Source organism: Leptospira fletcheri, assembly GCF_004769195.1.
Taxonomy (GTDB): domain Bacteria; phylum Spirochaetota; class Leptospiria; order Leptospirales; family Leptospiraceae; genus Leptospira_B; species Leptospira_B fletcheri.
Genome location: NZ_RQET01000013.1, coordinates 168,247 through 188,002, shown reverse-complemented (window position 1 = coordinate 188,002; position 19,756 = coordinate 168,247). Strand labels below are relative to the sequence as shown.

Genomic DNA, 19,756 nt, shown 5'->3' with positions numbered 1-19,756 from the left:
CGAATTCATTTTTTCGATTCCTTTTCTTTTTCGGATGCACATTCCGTTCAGAATTTGGAAAAGACCAAGCGGACCGCGGTGCCTGCGCAAGGTTCCAAAATCAATTTCGCCTTCAACTGACCGGCCAAAGATCGGATGATCATCAAACCTAAAGAATCGTACTGTTCCCCGTCCTTGTTCGGCATTTTTCCCGTACTTAAAAAATGGAAGGCCGGCGAATCTTTCGGCAGTCCGATTCCGTCGTCCTTTACGCAAAGAGTCAATCCGTCTTCGGTCTCTTCAAGGCGGACGAAGATCTTTCCCTTTCTTCCGTTCGGAAACGCGTGCTTTAACGCGTTGGAAATGAGTTCCGTCACGATCAATCCGCAAGGAATCGCTTTTTCCATCGGAATGGGAATATGATTCCACTCTGTTTCGAATTCGATCCTGTTTCCGGGAGGCGCTTGCGAAAGAATCAGGTGATTTAGAAGGGATTCCAGATACTGGTTCATCGCTACCGTGGAAAAATTTCCCTGTTGGTAAAGATGGTCATGAATCAAGGCCATGGCCCGGATTCTATCCTGTGCTTTTTCCAGTGCTTCCGCAGTCACGCCGTCCTGGGCGTACATGTTCTGCAGGTTGAGCATCCCGGAAACGATCTGAAGATTGTTTTTGACGCGATGGTGGATCTCCTGAAGAAGAACCTCTTTTTCCTTCAGATTTTCCTCCAGCCTCGTTTCCATTTCCGCACGTCTTAAAATCTCGGACTCCAGATTTCGTTTGGAGCGGGAAATTTGGAACCGACGTCTCTTCAGATATTCCAAAAAATGATTCTTTCTCTCTATATTTTTCTGCAGTCCCAACATCAACACTGTTAAGGAAACGCATACGATCGCATCGGCGACGACGAAATTGAAACCTACGACATACAGTACTTCCACGGGCATGCTCCATGCGAGTTGAAATCGACTCAACGCAATAGAGGCGATCACGATGGAAAAGAAATTTCCAAGCAAAGCCCAAAGGCAGGGAACGATCCCGAATAGGATTCCGGTAAAAACCGGAAAGGGAAAGAGCCAGATCATTCCTCCTCCCGCCGGACCTAAAATGACAAGTAAGGAAGTTCCCAAAAAGTAATTCAGTACAAGTACTCCCGAGGAGCGTAGGGAAAAGGGCAGTTTTTTCCCGAAGAACAATATGAATACCAGAACCAAGGCTAGAGTATCGATTAGTACGACGGAAAAGATCTTTTCTCGGAGGGCCAAGAGTACGCTCGGAAGGTAGGCCAAGGAACCGAGTACGGTCATCGCTAGGATCAGGGAAGAAAGCACCAATTCCCGCCAAAACGGAAGTCCTTGGGAGATCGATCTATCCGGAAGAACGTAATCCGAAACTGCGTAACGAATTCTTCGGAAAAATCCTGATCTCGAGCCCGGTACCATGTCCTGAATCATAGACTATCTCTAGGTTTTAAAATAATCCTTTTTACGCTTCTCATTTCCGTTTTTATGCGGAATTGACCGTTCGTATTTGTGAAAAAAGTCTGGCGTTTGTAAGAAAATAAAAAAAGAGGCCTTTCGGCCCCTTGAATAGGTAGTAGTTATGCGTGCGTTTTTTACGCTTCTCGAATACCGACAGTTTTGCAGATATTCCCCAGTTGTTTTAAATCCTCGTCCGAAAGAGGGGACATCCTATCTTTAAGGTGTTCCAAATAGGTCGGAAAGACTTTGCAGATGAGTTCCTTTCCCGATTCCGTCAGGTTGACGATGAAGTACCTTCTATCTTCCTCGCTACGAACCCTTTGCACCAATCCTCTTTTTTCGAGATTGTCTACGATCTGAGTAATGTTCCCTTCACAAGAAAAGATCTTCTGGCCGATCTCTTTTTGGCACATGGGACCCAAATGGTGCAACGTTTCCAGGCAACCGAATTGTCCGCTCGTAAGACCGAATTGGTTTAGAATCTTGTCTTCCATCGATCGGATCGAATCCGTGCAACGGCCCAATTTGATGTACGCATCCAGGATCTTTATTTCTCTCGGTTTTCCTTTGAAGTGGCTTCCCATATAGTTTAAGAATGAACTATTAATAGTTAGACAGGAACTTTCAGCCTAAGTCAATCTTTTTTCCTAGGTTGGGCTTCGGTCCGTGTGAATTTAGGCCCCGGTAGGATCCCAGCAGGTACGAAAGTTTTCGTTCCAAGTTTCCATTTCGGCGAGATCTTCCGAAGAAAGGGCAAAATCGAACACTTCCGAATTCTCGCGAATCCTTTCCTTACGCACCGATTTTGGAATCACGACGAATCCCTTATCGATCGCCCAACGGATCAGGATCTGAGCGGGAGTCTTACGGTATTTTTCCGCAAGCCGAAGCAACTTCGGGTCGGAAATTCTTTTTCCGTGAGCGAGAGGACTGTAGGCTTCCAAAACGATTCCATGCTCCGAGCATTTTCGGGACAATTCCGTTTGGTTCAGAAACGGATGGAACTCGACCTGGTTGATCGCCGGAACGATCTCCGCGTGGGAAAGGATTTCCTCCAAGTGAGGGACCGTATAATTGCTGACACCTATGGATTTTGCAAGTCCGTCTTTGTACGCTTTCTCCAATTCCTTCCAGGCTTGTTTCCGTGTGCCGGCGATCGGAAAATGGATGAGATACAAATCCACGTAATCCATTCCTAAATTTCGTAACGAGAGCTCCAGGTGTTTGCGGGCTTCCTTTTGATCGCCGTTCCAAAGTTTCGTGGTGATAAAAAGTTCTTTTCTAGGGATGCCGCTTTCTCGGACTGCTTCCCCCACATCCTCTTCGTTTCCGTAGATCCTCGCAGTATCCACATGACGGATTCCGGCTTCGAAAGCCCAACGGAGTGCGTCTTTGCATTCCTTTCCCGATTTAGTTTTCCAAACACCTATACCGAGCACTGGCATCGGAACGCCGTTATTCAGTCGGATCGATTGCGTTAATGGAGAAGCATTCATACGTAAGCATTAGACTCCGCCTCCGGATTCCGGCTTGCATTTTTCGTCGCATTCCTTCCAATACCGTACATGCAAATCACCACAGTCGTATCCGATTTCGTACTGGCAGTCTTCGCCGCTTGGTCGGGTTTTCGTTTACACGCGAACTGGAACCAGCGAAGCGGAGCCTGGGGATTTTACTCCATCGCATTAGGCGCCGCAATGGGCAGTCTGTTCTTTGCAGGGGCAGGATGGATAGAACCGGTTTATAGAATCGTGATCCGGTTTGCGGCAGAGGTGGGCGTTCCTTGGATCGGTCTCGCATTTTGGAGCGGAGCGTTTGGCGGCTTTTCCCGCAGAGGTTGGGTGACGATCTCCATCGTGTTGCTGCTCTTCTGCGCTTTAGATACGGTCTTGCGTATGGGTTTTTATTCCACCGGGATCGGAGCACTTGCCATACTTTCCATTTTGGCTTCTTGTATGAGAAAGTATCGAGGAGCCCACAAACCCGCCGCACTGTACGGAATTCTGGGAGGACTCCTCTTTATTTTTGCGGGTTTGGGGGTCGGAACCTCGGGTGCGGTGGCCGGAATCCTAAAAGTGGATATCTACCATTTCGTTTTGGCCGGCGCTTGTTATTGTCTCGGCTATTCGCTAAAGCGGATCGGTTAAACGTCGTAGACTACGCCGGGATTTGCTCGGAGACCTGGGTTACCCAAGAGGAATAATAGTTGGAAAGCGTTCTTAGAAACATCAAATCCATTTCGTTTTCCGGTTTGATCGCTCTAAGAGCATTGGCGTATTGGGTGCGGAAGTCCGTCAACGTAGCGGAGTCGGAGATATAACGCCTCATGGATTGGGCCTGATCGGGTCCGAAACCGTATTCCGTCGACCACTTGTCGATCAAGGTTCCGCAGTTGTACTTTCTGGAAAGAAGGATCTGCGCCAGAATATTCCGAAACATATTCTCGATCGCGACGACGGTGATTTCCCGATGAGTGATGGAAATATCCGTGATAATCTCGTCCTTTTTATCCATGACCGCTTTGGAAGTCCCCATCTTGTTGAAGACTTTGGAAAGGTCGTTGTAAGCGCGAAAGTGTTTTAGGATGATCTCCCGATCCTTTACGTCTACGGTCCTTTGTTCTTCCGGATGATTCATCTCCTGGAGGATGGATTCGATCACCTGGAACATGATATCGAACGTGAACTGAGTGGTTTTTCCCAGGAAATAGCGGATTTCGTTCTGAAAGGCGGCGTGGATCGCCACGAAAAAAGTCTCCAATTTTTCCGCGGGAAGCACTGTGGAGGCCTTGAAATAAGAGATCATGTCTCGGACGAACTTGGTTCTGTCCAAAATAGGGAATTGCTCCGGGTGATTGGAGTAGGTTCGGAGAAATGTTTCCTTTACGATCTTAATGGCTCCGCTCCGAGCTTCTTCGGAACGGAAAAGGACCCGATACAAAAGAAGCGAAATTTCGCGGGAGGTCTTTTTTTCTTTGAGGGTTTTAAGATCGGAAGGCTCGAGCAGATCGCTTTTCCCCGGGTGCTTGCTCTGGACTTCTCCCATAAGTCGGTTTTGCTTTTTCCTAACGCTTGGTATGTCTATACTCCGAAGAAAAAACGAAAAGTAAAGCAGATTTGCCGAACACTCAGGAAATCCATTGATTTTTCCACCTCGGAGAAAAGAATCGATCGGACGTATGAACAAGATCATTGGATCGGACAACCAAGTCAGGTACGGAGTGTGGGATTCTCCGATCGATTTTAATCATAAAGACTTTCGGCTTTTGGATTTCTTCGGAAACGAGATCAAGGGTCTTAGAAAGAGATTCTCTTTTCACACGTTCAACTATCTCGGCTTACTGATGGAGGATTCCATCCTCGGAATTGCGACCGTCAGTTTAGGGTACGCTTACAATGTTTTCGCGTATTTGTATAAATTCGATGAAGGAAAGGTATACGAATTCGATACGAAGGGACCGGATCTCGGGCGCGCTTTGAAATTTCCTGCGAATCCGGACGAGTACGAGATTCGATTCAAAAAAGGGGGATCTTTTTTAGAGATCCGAAAATCCCATTCCGACGGAACTCTCGTTTTGGATGGGGACTTCGCGGGAAAACTCCGGGTTTTCGGAGAGTTTCCGTACTCGATGGAGACTCACCGTCCTCTGCGAGTGTTGAATCCGTCCGAGCCTACCCGTTGGACCTTTACCGAAAAATGTTCTCCTCTGATTCCGCAAAGACTTTCCGTTCGGTATGAAGGCCGGGAATTGGTTCGCGACCCGAACAAAGTCACCATGGTGTACGATTGGTCCGGCGGATATTTGAGAAGGGAGACGAACTGGTATTGGGCGGCCTTTTCCTCCGTTCTTCCGAATAAGACCAGAATCGGAGCTAATTTTGCCGCGCTCGTAAACGAAAGTTTCTTTTCGGAAAACGCTTTTTGGATCAATTCCAAAAGGCAGAGAGTGGATCGTTGCATCTTCGATTTTTCCCAAGAGGATCCTTACAAGGCTTGGCGTCTTTGGGATGAAGCAGGCAGGCTTCGTTTGGAATTCCGACCGGAAGGAGAAAGGAAGGAAAAATCGAATCTCTTCCTTGCGAAACTGTATTTCAGACAGTTCGTGGGAAAATTTTCGGGGACGTTTCGACCGGACCAGGGTAAGGAAGTCTCTTTTAAAAATGTCTGGGGATTTACCGAATTCCACCGGTCCCTTTGGTAGAATTTCCCGAAGAAATTCGGCTCGTTCAATAGGATCCGATTTGGAAAATTCAATTCGCAAAAGACTCCTTTCTCTAGACGCGCTGCGAGGGTTCACCGTTGCGGGAATGATTCTCGTCAACAATCCGGGCTCTTGGTCGGCGATGTACTCTCCCCTGCGCCATACGAAGTGGAACGGCTGCACTCCTACCGACTTGGTTTTTCCTTTTTTTCTTTTTTCCGTGGGAGTTTCCGTTTCTCTTTCCTTCGCTCCGGAGGGAAGGAACGTTCTGAAAATCTGGAAGCGTTCCTTGACGCTCTTCGGGATCGGATTGTTTTTACATTGGTTTGGAGAATGGGATCTTTCCGGATTGAGGATCCCGGGAGTATTACAGAGAATCTCGTTCGTGTATTTTTTTACCGCGCTCCTGTATCCGTTGGATAGAAAGTTTCGGGTTTCGATTCTTGGGATTTTACTCTTCGGTTATTGGATCTTGTTAAGTTTCATCACTCCTCCTGGCTCTATGGTTCCGAATTTGGAACCGAATTCGAATTGGGGAGCGTGGCTGGATAGGTCGATTTTCGGAGAAGCCCATTTGTGGAAGTCCTCACGAACTTGGGATCCGGAAGGCTTGCTCGGTTCTGTCAGTGCGGTTTCCACTGCCTTACTCGGCACAATGTTCGGAGATGCGGTTCGCTTCGGAGAGAGAAAGAAAATTCCGATTTCTCAAACCGCATTTTATTGCGGGGTCGCGGGCCTCTTACTCTTGGTTTTAGGGGGATTATGGGATCGGATTTTTCCGATCAATAAGAGCCTTTGGACTTCCAGCTATGTCGTCTGGACGGCCGGCTGGGCGGCCTTGCTATTCGGATTTTTTTTGTTTCTGGAAGCCCGAACAGAGACGATACGGAACGCGATTTTCTTTCCTTGGTTGCCTTTCGGCAGGAACGCCATATTGGTTTTTTTCGGTTCGGGAATTCTGGCTAGATCCTTGAATTTGATTACGATACCTGGGGGAACCGGCAAACCGGCTTCCTTGAAACATTTTCTCTTTCAGGTAGGGTTTGCCGGCTGGGCGCCGACTCAGGAATTCGCATCCTTTTCTTATGCGTTAGCGAATCTACTTTTTTGGTTCGCGATCCTGTATTGGCTCGATCGGAAAAAATTATACTGGAAGATCTAAGATTTAACCGCTGGTACTTTCTTTTTCGATCCTTCCGAATCGATGAGATAAAAGAGGCAAGGAAGAAAAACTAGGGAAAGCAATTCCGTCGCCATGCCTCCTACGATCACGGTCGCCAACGGTCTTTGAACGTCGGATCCGATTCCGGTAGCTAGAGCCGCCGGTAATAGACCGAACATAGCGAGAAGGATAGTCATCAATCTCGGAGAAAACTGTAGGTTCGCCGCGGCTAAAACGGAAGTTTTGAGATCCGGCTCTTCCGATCCTTTTTGGAAGTGAAGGATTCTGGATACGAAGAGTACGCAGGTCATCGTGGAGATTCCGAAGAGTGAAACGAATCCTACTCCGGCGGAGACGGAAAAATTCGTTCCGGTCAGAACCAAAGCGAGGATTCCGCCGGCAACGGAAAGAGGGACCCCGGAAAGGGAAAGAAGAGCGTAACGTACTTTTCCGTAAATTCCCAAAAGGAATAGATAGATTCCGAAAAGGGTGGCGGGGATGACGATGCTCAGCCTTTCTCCCGCGCGGGTCAGATTTTCGAATTGGCCTCCCCAACGGAGTGAGACTTTTTCCGGAATGGAACCTTTTTCGACGACTCTCTTCCGGGCTTCCTGTACGAATCCTCCTTGGTCCCTACCTCGGATATTGGTCCGTACCGAAATCTGACGTTTCCCCTCCTGTCTCTGGATGATTGTCGGCCCGTCTTTCAACTCTAGGGAGGCGACCTCGTGCAATGGAATCCTTCCTCCCGTCGGACTGAAAACGGTCAGGTTCCTCAGAGACTCGAAGGAGGAACGGTACTCGATCGGATATCGGACCACGATACCGAACCTTTTGGACCCCTCGTACAGAATTCCGGCTTCGGTGCCTCCGACCGCGGCTTCTACCGTATTTAAAATATCCGCCGCATTGATTCCGTAACGTGCCGAGTTCCTTCGATCCACAGTAACGATCAGTTGGGCTTGGTTTCCTTCCTGTTCGATTCCGGATTCCGTCGCCCCGGGGATCTCTTTGATCACTGAAAGGATTTGTTTCGCAACGGATCTTAAGGTCGTCAAATCTTCACCGTCGATCAATATCGCGAGGTCGGAGACGCTTCCGGTCATCGCTTCGGTTACGTTGTCCAAAATAGGCTGGGAAAAGACGAAAAGCGTGCCGGGAAGATTTTCCTGTAGATCTTCCTTGATTCTTTGCACCAATTCCTTTTTCGTAATCCTCTCCTTCCATAGAGAATAATCTTTGAGACCTACCAGGATCTCCAATCGATTCGGACCGTAAGGATCCGTTCCTTCGTCGTTTCTTCCTAGTTGATTCAGAACGGAGACCACCGGATCGTACTTAAGTAGAGTATTCCGTACGACGGAAAGTTGTTTTTCCGAGCTTCTTAAACCGATTCCGGTAGGTAGAAAGCACCGTATCGTGATGGAACCTTCGTCCAGTTCCGGAAGAAAATCCGTTCCTAATTTATAATATCCTATAGTACTAATGATTCCCATGGAAATAGCTATGGAATATACCGTCTTTTTCGGATCCGATAGCGCTTTTTTTACCAGGAACTCGTAGTAGGATTTCATTTTTTCCAAAACGGGATTTTTCCAATGCATCTCGGAAAAGGATCCGTCCTCCATTCTGGAACGGAAAAGAAGGCACATGAGCACGGGGATCAGAGTGATCGTAAGCAGCACGCTTCCGAATAGGGAAAAGGAAAGAGTGAAAGCCATGGGTGAAAAAAGCTTACCTTCTATACGTTGGAACGTGAAAATGGGAAGGTATGCGAAGATGATGATCGTGATCGCAAAAAAGATCTCGTTCCCGACTTCTTTGGCCGCCGTTCGAGTGGTCCGGAGCAATTCGGAAAAAGGGACGAGTCCCTGTTCTTTTTTAACGGAAGAATACTTTCGGTAGATGTTTTCCGCCATCACCACGCCTCCGTCCACGATGATTCCGAAATCTATCGCCCCGAGAGAGAGCAAGTTTGCCGGAATACCGGTGAGCTTCATCATGCCGAATCCGAAGAGTAAGGAAATCGGAATCGTACAGGCGACTACGACGGCCGTCCGCACGTTCCCTAGGAAAAATACCAGCACAAGGATTACGATGCTCACACCTTCGAAAAGAGTCGTTCGAACGGTACGGACGGTATAATTCACCAACTCGCTACGATCGTAAGTTACGGTCAGCTTTACGCCGTCGGGAAGTATGTCCGTATTGACCTGGCGAATTTTTTCCTTCAATCTTTCTATGACTTCGGACGGATTTTCTCCGCGTCGGATCGCGACCAATCCCTGAATCCCCGAATCTTTGGATTTGATCTCTCCCGTAACGGAGTCACGGAGAGCGTAATGGAAAATTCCGTCAGGCCTCCTCGGATACTCTTCCACGGATGCGAGGTTTCCGATGTATACCGGCGTTCCGGAAATCGCGGTGACTACGATGTTTCGGATGTCATCCTTATTCCGGATCGCCCCTAATCCTCGTACAGGGAATGCTTGGTCGCCGCGGGTGAATACGTTGCCGCCGGTATTTCGGTTATTGGACTTGAGTGCATCGATTACGTCGGATAACGTCAGTTGATATCTGTTTAAACGGTTCGATGAAGTGATTACATGGTATTGCTTTTCCAAGCCTCCGAAATTGACTACATCCACTACTCCGGGAACCTGGAGTAGGGAAGGGATGATCACCCAATCCTGTAGGGTCCTGAGTTCCATGGGGCTCCAATCCTCGGACGCCTCGATGACGTATCTATAGATTTCCGAAACCGGACTCGTCATCGGTCCCAAAGAAACATGAGCTTCTTCCGGCAGGTCTATGCCGTTGAGCCTTTCCATTACGAGCTGTCTCGCGGTCAGGTCGCCGATCCTTTCCTCGAAGACGTATTGTAAAACGGAAAGTCCGAAGATGGTTTTGGATCGACGGGTCAGAACGTAAGGCACGGAATTCAATCCTCTCTCCAACGGTAATGTGATTTTTTCCTCCACTTCCGAGGCCGCTTTTCCGGGAAACTCCGCAATGACGACAACCTGAGTATCTCCCACGTCCGGATATGCCTCTTTTTTCAGATTCGACCAGGACCAGATTCCGAAGCCGATGACGGCACACACGACGCTTAGAGTAGGAATCCGATTCGATAGGGAAAAGTCTATGATCCTTGCAATCATATCAAAACCCGAAACTCAAACTTTTCAGAAGAATCGCGCCTTCCATTACGATTTCCTCCCGCTCGGAAAGTCCGTTCGTGACGATCGTTTTCGAATCTCCGGAAGTCCCGAGTTCGACTCTGCGCCTTCGAAAAACTCCCGGAGATTCCTTTATAAATACGTAATTCTTTTCGTCCACAGTGACGATGGAGAGGTTCGGAACGACGATTACGGAAGTTCTAGGATCCCCGAAATCCACTCTTGCATACATTCCCGGGAGTATCTTCTCTTTGGGATTTCGAAGGCTCACCCGAACTTTTACGGTTCTAAGCGCCGGATCCACCACGTCCCCGATCGCTTCCGCTCTACCTTTGAAGTCCTTTCCGGGAAAAGAGGAAAACCGGATCAGAACTTCTTCTCCCTTTTGCACGTCGTTCAGTTGGGATTCGGGAACGTCGCAGATCAACCAAAGAGAAGGTCCTTTTACCGCGTCCAATTCCTTGGGATTGAAACCGATGGTCCTTAATTTGGATTCCGTTTCCGCACTTTCCGCTTTGGCCACCGCCAGATTGGATTCCGCCTCCGCCACGTCCCTTCCTGTGGCAGCTTGGTTTGCGTACATGTCCCGGATTCTTTGCAAGTCTTTGAAGGCTTTTAGAGCCACGGCTCTACTTCTCCTGTATTCCGCATAAGTCTGAGTCGTGTCTGCCGAATCGAAGAGAATGATTTTTTCGCCCGAATGCACTGAAGTCTTGATGCTCGCGATCACTTTTGCCGGAGCAAACACCGCAAAGTCCGCATCTCCTACGCCTACCGTCCAATACGAGAAACGGGAAAGTCCTCCGGAACCGGAGGGAAAAGAAACGAGATTCCCTTGCCCGAAGACTTCAGGATTCCGGAAAGATTCCGATTTTTGAATCGGCGATGTTTTCGTTCCTATGATAAGATAGATAAGAATGGACAATGCGAGAAAGGAAAATGCCAAAATCGCTTTTGCGCCCCTGCCGGAAATTCTTTCCTTGATTTTTTCGAATGAAGAATTCATCTTCCGATCTCCGCGACGGTTTTTCCGATCGCATAATTGAGAGTTTCCATGGTTTCCACTCGTTCCGATTGGAGCCGGATCATTTTGAGCATGCTGTCGTTATAGGCCTCGAAAAAATCGGAAAATTCTAATATTGTCATATATCTCTTTTTGTAATTCTCCACCATCAAGCTCGCCAATTTGCGGTAGTCCTCGGTAAACGGAGTGCCGTACTTTCGGGCGAGCTCCTCCTTATCCTTTGCCGTTCCCAGCGCGGCTCGCACTTCTGCGGATATCCTCAGAATCTGCTCTTCATAGGAGGCTTTCTTCGCACTCAGACTCATTTCCGAAGATCTGATATTTCCTTGGTTCCGATCGAATACCGGAAGAGAAACGGAGACTGTAACACCGTAGTAATCCTGAATATAGTTCCCCGCCCGATCGTAACTTCCGCCTAGAGCCACATCCGGAATTCTCATCGCTTTTTGGAGGGAAAGGTTTGTTTGTTCCGCCTTGATCGCCAATTCCAAGCTTCTTAGATCCGGTCTAGATTCTAGGGCTAATTTCAGAAGATCCTCCGTCTCCAAAACGGATACGGACCGGTCGGATTCTTCGTTTGCCAGAAATTCCGGAAGGATTTCCCGTTCTCCAATCGAAGGTTCGTTTAACAGAACTTTTAGGACGGCTTCCTTTTCGCGTACGATTTTCGCCACTTCCAAACGGTCCGTTTCCAGCCGGAATAGGATGGATTTCAATCGGAGTAATTCGGAGAGAAGGATGTTCCGATTCGAGTGAACGATCTCCGCGGAGGAAACGGTTTTTTTGAGAGAAGAAACGCTTTCGTCGAAAAAGTCCAAGGATTTCCGCGCGTAATACAATTGGAAAAAGGATGTTCTCAGTTCCAATTTCAGTCCGCGTAAAGTGTCGTAAAACGTCTGTTCTGCGATTTCCCGGTTCCATTGGGCCAAACGAATTCTCTTGTCCCGTTTTCCGGCCAGAACAAAGAGCTGTTGCAATTGAAAGGAGGTTTCCCCGTTCTTTGTGGTATCAAAATATTTTTTCGTGATCTTGTTGTATACGTTCTGGTCCAAAGAAAGAGTAGGATTGTCCCAAAGACCGGCTTGGAGGATTTCTCCTTTTTTGGATTCGATTTCGAATTTCGAGGACAAAAGAGCCAGGTTATTCTTTAAAAACATCTCCTCCGCCTCCCGAAGATGCAAATTTCGTTTCGGCGTCGTGATCTTTTCGACGCTTGTGTATGTGAGTCTCGCGTCTGCGAACCCGCCCGAGATCGGAAGCGTTAAGCAAACGGTAAAAGAAAAGATAAGAAGGCCAGTACGAGCGCGCGTCATGAAGACGCATTCGGATAAATGCAATTTTCACTCCTTTTTCGTCCGCTCTTGCTTTTTAGGCAGCGGACGGATCATCGTCTAAAGCAAGTTAGGTGGAAATGGGAGGAGGTAGATTGAGCAGGAGGGGGGATAAAAGATAGGAAGTTCCGATTTCTTCGGAATCCAATTCGGTTTGGGAAAGGAGAATTCTAAAAAGGGAAAGGGAAACCCGATCTTCCGGATCGTATTCCGTACTATCAGGCGCCCAAACGGAATCGATTCCGTCGTCTTCTTCCTCTTGGTAAGGTCGAATGCCTCTTTTTAAGGGCGCAGTCTTTTTGGATGCGGATTTGTATTGTCCGTTGGGATGGAATTGGTAAGAGGCGACCCTAAACTGTAGGAAGATCGGAAGAGAAAACTGAAGCGCTAAAACCGGTACGAACCAAAGCAAGGTCCCGCGGATTTTTCGGTTTCCTTCCATAAAAACGAATCTCTGTCGGCTACTTCGCGTTAAAAGAAAAAAAGCGTCGATCCGGACGGAAATCGACGCTTTTTCCGGGAACTTAAATGCGTTCTATAACGGTTGCGATTCCCATGCCTCCGCCGATGCAAAGAGTAATCAGAGCGTAACGTTGTTGGCGTCTCTCTAATTCGTCCAGTGCGGTGCCCAGTAGGATAGCTCCAGTGGCGCCTAACGGGTGTCCCAGAGAGATGGAACCGCCGTTAACGTTGATTTTTTCCAGGGGGATTCCCAAGGTCCTTTGGGTATAAAGGACTACGGAAGCGAAAGCTTCGTTGATTTCCCAAAGATCGATGTCTTCGACCTTTAATCCCGCGAGCTGGAGAGCTTTTCTGGAAGCGGAAACCGGTCCGGTCAACATGATCGTAGGGTCTTCTCCGGTAGAAGCCATCGCTAGGATTTTTGCCCTAGGCTTCAGTCCGAATTTCTTGATCCCGTCGTCGTTTGCGATCAGTACGGAAGCGGCACCGTCTACGATTCCGGAGGAATTTCCCAAGGTGTGGATATGATTGATTTTTTGGATTTCCGGATAAGAGCGCAAAGCGATTGCGTCCAGCTCCTTTTCTCCGATGGTTTTAAAAACGGCGCCCAATCCGGAAAGGAAAGCGTAGTCGGATTCGATGCGAGGGTTTTCGTCCGTATCTACGATCGTTCCGTCCTCCAATTTCACCGGCACGATGGATTTTTTGAAGACTCCGTCCTTGACGGCTTTGTCCGCTTTGATTTGAGAAGACTCCGCAAAACGATCCGCATCTTCCCGAGAAATATTGAATTTCGTCGCGATTAAATCGGCCGAGATTCCTTGCGGAACTAGATTATAATGTTTCGCTATATTCGGATTTCCCACGTTGAAATCCCGGTCGCCCATATCCGCGCCCATTTTGACCCGGCTCATGGATTCGATTCCACCGCCCAAGGCCACATCCATGCTGCCCGCTTGAACGTGGTTGGCGACGTTATTAACCGCTTGCAGACCGGAGCCGCAAAAACGGTTCACGGTATATCCCGGAACGGAATTCGGCCATTCTGCAGCCATGACTGCATAACGTGCGATGCACGCAGCTTGGTCTTCCACTTGGGAAACGCAACCTAGTACGACTTCCTCTACGATTTCCGGCTTTAAGCCGTTTCTTTCCTGGATCGCTTTCAAAGTGGAAGCGGATAATTCCTGCGGGTGGACGGAAGCCAGGCTCCCTCTTTTCTTTCCTTTTCCGCGAGGGGTGCGCACGGCATCGATGACATATGCGTTTGGCATGGAAGTATCTCCTATAACGAAAGGCGTTCGTCTTATTTTGAACTATCGTTCAAGAACGAGAAGCATTCTGGTTCCAATTTACGACGAAGGAGGGAAAAGCAAGTTCTTTTGGGAGAATTCTTTCCAAGTGATTTGTTGCCGCCGATTCGGATTCAGACCCCGATCGCCGTTTCCAATACTTTGAAGTACCAACAATCCCCTTTCAGGTTTTCGTAAAACCCGTTGTGTCCGCCGTATTTTTGGATGAGAATGTTCAATTTCGAATGCGGAGGAATTCCTTTGAATTCGTCCGGTCGGATGATGGGATCGTCTTCCGAGGTCACGATGGAAACCTGCACCTTCAGTCCTTTAAAATCTTTGGATCCTAAAGTATAGGAAAGGAAATATTCCTTTGAGTCTTTGAATTGGCTCGTGCTCGCGACGATTCTGTCCGTCATTTCCATCACGGATTTACCTTTGATGATCTCCGGATAAGGATGGAGCTCCGGATAATGCACGTTTTTTTTATGTAAGGATTCCCTCCACTTTTCCCGGAAATATTTTCCGATGATCCACTTGGAATCCATCATCTCCGTGGCGCTTTGGGGATGCATGGCGGGGCTAACGGCGACGCAATGTTTGAGATTCGGGATTTTGGCTTTTCCTTTGGAATGTTCTCTCGCGATCCGAAGGGTAAAATTTCCCCCTAAGGAGAATCCCGCTAGGTAGACCGGAACCTTTTTGCCGAATTCCGTGGCCGCCTTTCGGACCGCTTCGTATGTTTCCCTCAGTAGACTTCCGTTGAAGGGTTCCGGATTGAGATGGTGGGTCTCTCCGTGATCCCTTAAGTTTAACCGAAAAATGGAGACTCCTTTCTCGAAAAACCTTCTTCCGGTTCTTTGGATGTAATTGGAATTGATGCTTCCTTCCCAGCCATGGATTAGAATGAGCAATGCCTTGTTTTCGGGAGATCGCGAATAATGACCGACGAGTTTGACTCCTTTGCCCGCATTCAAGACGGCCGGTTTCGAGTTCATATCCATAGGATGGTCCGGTCTGTTTTGTCTGAGCAAGGAAGCGAGGATGGTCTGTACGAAAGGATGGCGCAAATGAATCGGCGGCTTGAAGGAAGTGATCTTCTCCATATTTCCAGCATAACCGCTTTGCCCTGCACCCGCAAGCAATCCTCTTTCGGTTCTTTCCGAAATGGAATACTAGGAAGGGAGAAGGTTTGGTCGCCGAACGACCACAGGACCGAGGCTTAATCGGAGTTCTTTCTTTCGGCTTGCAATGCAGAATCTTTCTTTTCTTGCACTCTAGCTTCTCCCCGGATTTCCATAGATGCTGCGGAAAATTCCGGGTTCGATCCTGCATTTCGGCAAAATTTTAAAAATTCTTGGCTGGGGAAGGGGATTCCTCGGATGCTCATTGTCGTATTTTATGATAATGAGACCTAAAATCAAATAAAAAATCTCCTTTTTTCTTTTTTGCTTGCATTGGAAACAAAAAACTCAAATTTTGTTTCTTGGTGGTTTATATGAAAGAATATCGAAACACAAGCAAACGGTTCGTTCTGGGTTTGGCATCTCTAGGAATTCTTTTTTGGGGATTTTCCCTTTTTCCGGAATCTTTGGAAGATCGAAAATCGAGCAAGAATCCTTCTTCTTCGATTTCGGGTTCCTTAAATCGGACTGCACCGAACGGAGAATAAGAGCATGAATTTCGCGGAACTTTCGATCAAGCGTCCTATTTTCATCACTTGCACCGTTTTGATCATTCTGGTCACGGGCTATCTTTCCCTGAACAAACTAGGGGTGGATTTATTTCCGAACGTGACCATTCCGGTCGTGACCGTGACGGTTCCCTATCCGGGTGCTGCGCCGAACGAGATCGAGACCTTGATCGCAAAGCCCGTGGAAGACGAATTATCCACGATTTCGGGCGTTAAGAGAATCAAATCCGCCTGTAGCGAAGGTTCCGGAACGGTGGTGGTGGAATTCACTTTGGAAACGGATGTGAAATACGCCGAGCAGCAAGTCCGGGACAAGGTTTCCGCAGTGAAGCCGAAGTTGCCGAGCGACGCAAAGGAACCGATCATCCGTAGGATCGATCCGGCGGACCAGCCCATCCTCATCCTCGCCCTCCAAGCGGAGCTTTCCGAAGCGGTACTCTTCGATATCGCCAGTGAAGAGATCAAACAAAGTCTGCTTACCGCAAAGGATGTGGGAAACATCACGATCTACGGAGGAAGAAAGAGAGAAATCCATGTGGAATTGGACCGCCAAAAATTAAAGGCGCACATGATTCCTGCCTCCGTGGTTTCCAATCGATTGGCTTCCGGTGGGACGAATATTCCGGCCGGAAAGGTGAGTAAGTCCGACAAGGAATTGGTGTATCGTACGATCAACGAATTCCAATCCCCTCAGGAAATCCGGGACACCCCGATTTCCCTCTTCGGAAACGAGATTCCTGTTAAGATCGGGCAATTGGGAGAAGTCAAGGATACCCTGGAAGACGAGACTTCTCGCGCTTACTTTAACGGTCAAAAGGCGATCTTTCTCCTAGTATACAAACAATCCGGAGCAAATACGGTCGCGGTCGCGCAAGAGGTCAAAAGGCGCGTAGGGGAATTGAACAAGGAACTCGCGAAACGGGAAGGCAGTCCCAAGCTGTCCACGGCGAACGACAATTCGATCATGATCGACGACAATATCTACGACGTCAAGGAGACCATCCTGATCGGGATTGCTCTGACCATCGTGGTTGTGCTTTTGTTTTTAGGAAGTGTGAGATCTACCATCATTACCGGATTGGCCTTGCCGAACTCCCTCTTAGGCGCCTTTATTTTGATGGCAGTGGCCGGCTTCACCGTAAACGTAATGACCCTTTTGGCCTTAAGTTTGGCGGTCGGGTTATTGATCGACGATGCGATCGTGGTAAGGGAAAACATCTTCCGGCATAGGGAAATGGGTAAGACCGCCCGTGTCGCCTCTATAGAAGGAACCAAGGAAGTTACGTTAGCCGTCGTTGCAACTACCATGACGGTGATCGCCGTATTTTTACCGATCGCGTTCGTGAGCGGAGTAGTGGGGCAGTTTCTCCGGGAATTCGGACTGACCGTATGTTTCGCTTTGTTGATTTCCTTATATGACGCTCTTACCATCGCGCCTATGCTTTCCAGTTATTTCGGAGGAAAGATCGCGAATCATGGCCATGGAGCTTCCGCACATTCTTCCGCCGTTCCGGAATTTACGACCCATTCCGAAACGACCAAGAAGAAGAAAGGAAAGTCGGACCACACTCCGCTGGAAGAATTGGCTCTTTCCAAAATCCGTCCGGAGCCCTCGAACAAAGGGCCCATCCGAAAAATACTAGGTTGGATCGGAGGATTTTTCGGAGCCTTGGAAAAAGGCTTGGATGGAGTTCTTTCCTGGTTCAACGTATTCCAATCCTGGTTGGAAGATCGTTACGCTTCCGCGCTGAGGTTTACTCTAAAACGGCCGAATCTTATACTCGTAGGCGCAGTTCTCATCTTCATCGCCAGTTTGGGACTGACCAAATACATTCCTAAAACCTTCCTTCCTGCGCAGGACAACGGAAAGTTTCAGGTCACTTTGGATATGCCTCCTGGTACTTCCGTGGAAAAGATGGCCGCCGTGGCCCAACAAGTATATCGAAAGATGGCGGAGCATAGGGAAATACTCCTGGTCGCCATGTTCAACACGAATCGAACCACCACTATGTTCGTGGAGATGATTCCGTCCAAACAGAGAAAAATGAACACTTCCGAATTCAAGGACCTGTTGAGAAAGGAACTGGAATCCTTCTCCTACGCGAATCCGATCGTAAAGGACATCGATAACGTCGGAGGGGGCCAAAGACCTTTTACCCTCGTAGTCAGCGGACAAAACGGTCAGCTCGTGGAAAATTACGCAGGCAAATTATTCCAACGTCTCCGGGAATCCAAAGCTCTTTTGGACGTGGATACCAGCTATCGCTCGGGAGCGCCGGAGTTCCGCGTCGTCCCGGACCGGGATAAGGAAGTCCTTTTAGGAATTCCGGGAACGGTGATCGGAAGCGAATTGAGAACGTTGGTGGAAGGAACTACTCCCGCAGTGTACCGGGAAAACGGTGTGGAATACGATATCCGTGTGAGGTTAAAGGAAGGGCAGAGGGACTTGAAGGACAACTTCTACAATTCCTTTGTGCCGAATTTCAATAATCGGATGATCCCGATTCAGAATGTGGCTCGGGCCGAGGAAACTACAGGATTGGCCACGATCAATCGTATGAACAGGAATAAATCCGTGGAGATTTACGGAGACGTCAACCCGGAAGGACCGGGAATGGGAGGAGCCATGCAGGAAGTCGCCGTTATCACCCAAAGCGAACTGCCTCTTCCTCCGGGAGTCCGGATCGGATATACGGGCCAGGCGGAAAATTTCAAGGAAATGGGAACTTCCATGGGAATCGCAATGGGCTTAGGTGTTCTATTCATATATATGGTTCTTGCTTCCTTGTATGAAAGTTTCATCACTCCGATCGCGATCATGTTGGTGCTTCCTTTAGCGCTTTGCGGCGCGTTCATCGCGCTCTTTCTTACGCAGAAGTCCTTGGATATCTTCTCCATGATCGGTCTCATCATGCTGATCGGAGTCGCTACGAAAAACTCCATCCTTTTGGTGGATTTTACGAACCAGCTCATCCATCAGGGAATGGAAATGAAGGCCGCGATCGTGGAAGCGGGCAGGGAAAGGCTCAGACCGATTCTGATGACTTCCTTCGCGTTGATCGCGGGAATGCTTCCCATCGCGATCGGTTTGAACGAAGCGTCCAGACAAAGGACAAGTATGGGGGTCGCCATTATCGGCGGTCTGATTTCTTCTACGATTCTGACCTTGGTCGTGGTTCCCGCTGCGTTCTCTTATATAGAAAAGTTAAACGAATTAGTTAGGAGAAACGCTCCTAATCCGGACGCCTGAGAGTAAAGGAAAGTGATTGTTCCCATTCGGAAATGCCGTAAAAAAGCGTTTCCTCGGGAGCAGGGGGTGGGTTAGAATGCAAACCGTCGTGGAACAGCAAATCGTTACGGAACCGGACGAAGTCAAGCTTCGGATTTTCGATAAGGCATTCGAATTATTTCTTCGTTACGGATTCGCTAAAACCCGAATGGAAGAGATCGCGAGGACGCTTAGGATCAGCCGAAAGACTCTGTATAAGTACTTTGCAAACAAACACGACCTTTTGATGGAGCTGATGACCCACAAACATCTTCGCATCCACGGAAAAATAGAAAAGATACACGCTGATCCGGACAAAAACATCAAGGAAAAACTGCAGGCTATGCAGGAATGTCTCAGCGGTGAAATTCCTCAAGGAATGAACGAGTTTCTCAGGGATATCCGAAATCAGGTTCCGGATCTCTGGAAAATCTTCGCGGAGCAGAAGGAAAAGAACGTCAACAGAACGATGCGCAAAATGATCGAAACCGGGATCAAAAACGGAGACATTCGTCCCGACGTAAATCCGGATATCGTTCTGTTGATCCACGCGGCATCGACGGAGGCTATGTTCGATCCGGGCTTTCTCGCCCACACTCCCTACACGATCCGGGATTTGGTCAGAGAACTGGACAATATCATATTTTATGGAATCGTAAAGCGGGAGAATTAAGTCCGCGGCAT

16 protein-coding genes are annotated in these 19,756 nt (G+C 48.4%); 6 read left to right on the top strand and 10 right to left on the bottom strand.

Translation table 11 applies throughout. From position 1 onward, the window contains the following. Window positions 1-47 precede the first annotated feature (47 nt). From EHO60_RS15635 to EHO60_RS15625, 3 genes are all read right to left on the bottom strand, one after another. Window positions 48-1,433, bottom strand: coding sequence for a sensor histidine kinase (locus EHO60_RS15635; protein WP_246028343.1), 1,386 nt, complete (start codon window positions 1,431-1,433; stop codon window positions 48-50). Between the two features lie 161 nt (window positions 1,434-1,594). Beyond that, window positions 1,595-2,044 (bottom strand): MarR family winged helix-turn-helix transcriptional regulator, encoded by a 450-nt coding sequence (locus EHO60_RS15630; RefSeq protein ID WP_135769146.1) that lies wholly within the window; start codon window positions 2,042-2,044, stop codon window positions 1,595-1,597. Window positions 2,045-2,134: 90 nt separating this feature from the next. Beyond that, the gene (locus tag EHO60_RS15625; protein ID WP_135769145.1) at window positions 2,135-2,956 is read right to left on the bottom strand and encodes an aldo/keto reductase; all 822 of its coding nucleotides are present in this window, start codon (window positions 2,954-2,956) and stop codon (window positions 2,135-2,137) included. A 69-nt stretch (window positions 2,957-3,025) separates the two neighbouring features. Here EHO60_RS15625 and EHO60_RS15620 point away from each other — a divergent pair, with 69 nt between their 5' ends. Further along, complete coding sequence (locus tag EHO60_RS15620) at window positions 3,026-3,607, top strand: DUF6962 family protein (protein WP_135769144.1); 582 nt, start codon at window positions 3,026-3,028, stop codon at window positions 3,605-3,607. Between the two features lie 10 nt (window positions 3,608-3,617). Here the strand turns inward: EHO60_RS15620 and EHO60_RS15615 are convergent, their stop codons facing one another. Further along, entirely contained in the window at window positions 3,618-4,505 is an 888-nt protein-coding gene (locus EHO60_RS15615) for an LIC_13029 family protein (protein WP_135769143.1), read from the bottom strand. A 133-nt stretch (window positions 4,506-4,638) separates the two neighbouring features. Between EHO60_RS15615 and EHO60_RS15610 the strand changes: the two genes are divergently transcribed. Together EHO60_RS15610 and EHO60_RS15605 are read left to right on the top strand one after the other, a co-directional pair. Further along, window positions 4,639-5,661 carry a DUF2804 domain-containing protein gene (locus tag EHO60_RS15610; RefSeq protein WP_135769142.1) on the top strand — a complete coding sequence of 341 codons (1,023 nt, stop codon included), beginning with the start codon at window positions 4,639-4,641 and terminating at the stop codon, window positions 5,659-5,661. Between the two features lie 40 nt (window positions 5,662-5,701). Beyond that, window positions 5,702-6,823, top strand: coding sequence for an acyltransferase family protein (locus EHO60_RS15605; protein ID WP_167880243.1), 1,122 nt, complete (start codon window positions 5,702-5,704; stop codon window positions 6,821-6,823). Here the strand turns inward: EHO60_RS15605 and EHO60_RS15600 are convergent. The 6 genes from EHO60_RS15600 to EHO60_RS15575 all read right to left on the bottom strand — a co-directional run bounded on the left by EHO60_RS15600 (window position 6,820) and on the right by EHO60_RS15575 (window position 15,217). Continuing rightward, a complete protein-coding gene (locus EHO60_RS15600; RefSeq protein WP_135769140.1) occupies window positions 6,820-9,984 on the bottom strand; it encodes an efflux RND transporter permease subunit in 3,165 nt (1,054 codons plus the stop codon). The genes EHO60_RS15605 and EHO60_RS15600 overlap by 4 nt on opposite strands. Window position 9,985: 1 nt before the next feature. After that, the gene (locus tag EHO60_RS15595) at window positions 9,986-11,008 is read right to left on the bottom strand and encodes an efflux RND transporter periplasmic adaptor subunit (protein ID WP_135769139.1); all 1,023 of its coding nucleotides are present in this window, start codon (window positions 11,006-11,008) and stop codon (window positions 9,986-9,988) included. Beyond that, entirely contained in the window at window positions 11,005-12,339 is a 1,335-nt protein-coding gene (locus tag EHO60_RS15590; protein ID WP_135769138.1) for a TolC family protein, read from the bottom strand. Before EHO60_RS15590 ends, EHO60_RS15595 begins: the two co-directional genes overlap by 4 nt. An 88-nt stretch (window positions 12,340-12,427) precedes the next feature. After that, a complete protein-coding gene (locus EHO60_RS15585; protein ID WP_135769137.1) occupies window positions 12,428-12,799 on the bottom strand; it encodes a hypothetical protein in 372 nt (123 codons plus the stop codon). Window positions 12,800-12,881: 82 nt separating this feature from the next. Next, on the bottom strand, window positions 12,882-14,093 hold the full coding sequence (locus tag EHO60_RS15580; RefSeq protein WP_135769136.1) for an acetyl-CoA C-acetyltransferase: 1,212 nt from the start codon (window positions 14,091-14,093) through the stop codon (window positions 12,882-12,884). 152 nt (window positions 14,094-14,245) lie between these two features. Then, complete coding sequence (locus EHO60_RS15575) at window positions 14,246-15,217, bottom strand: YheT family hydrolase (protein ID WP_135769135.1); 972 nt, start codon at window positions 15,215-15,217, stop codon at window positions 14,246-14,248. Between the two features lie 392 nt (window positions 15,218-15,609). On the opposite strand from EHO60_RS15575, the gene EHO60_RS17165 reads away from it, so the two are divergent. The 3 genes from EHO60_RS17165 (at window position 15,610) to EHO60_RS15565 (ending at window position 19,745) form a co-directional block, all read left to right on the top strand. After that, window positions 15,610-15,783, top strand: coding sequence for a hypothetical protein (locus EHO60_RS17165; protein ID WP_167880242.1), 174 nt, complete (start codon window positions 15,610-15,612; stop codon window positions 15,781-15,783). A 4-nt stretch (window positions 15,784-15,787) separates the two neighbouring features. Then, on the top strand, window positions 15,788-19,054 hold the full coding sequence (locus tag EHO60_RS15570; RefSeq protein WP_135769134.1) for an efflux RND transporter permease subunit: 3,267 nt from the start codon (window positions 15,788-15,790) through the stop codon (window positions 19,052-19,054). A gap of 76 nt (window positions 19,055-19,130) precedes the next feature. Next, window positions 19,131-19,745, top strand: coding sequence for a TetR/AcrR family transcriptional regulator (locus tag EHO60_RS15565; RefSeq protein ID WP_135769133.1), 615 nt, complete (start codon window positions 19,131-19,133; stop codon window positions 19,743-19,745). Window positions 19,746-19,756: the final 11 nt, after the last annotated feature.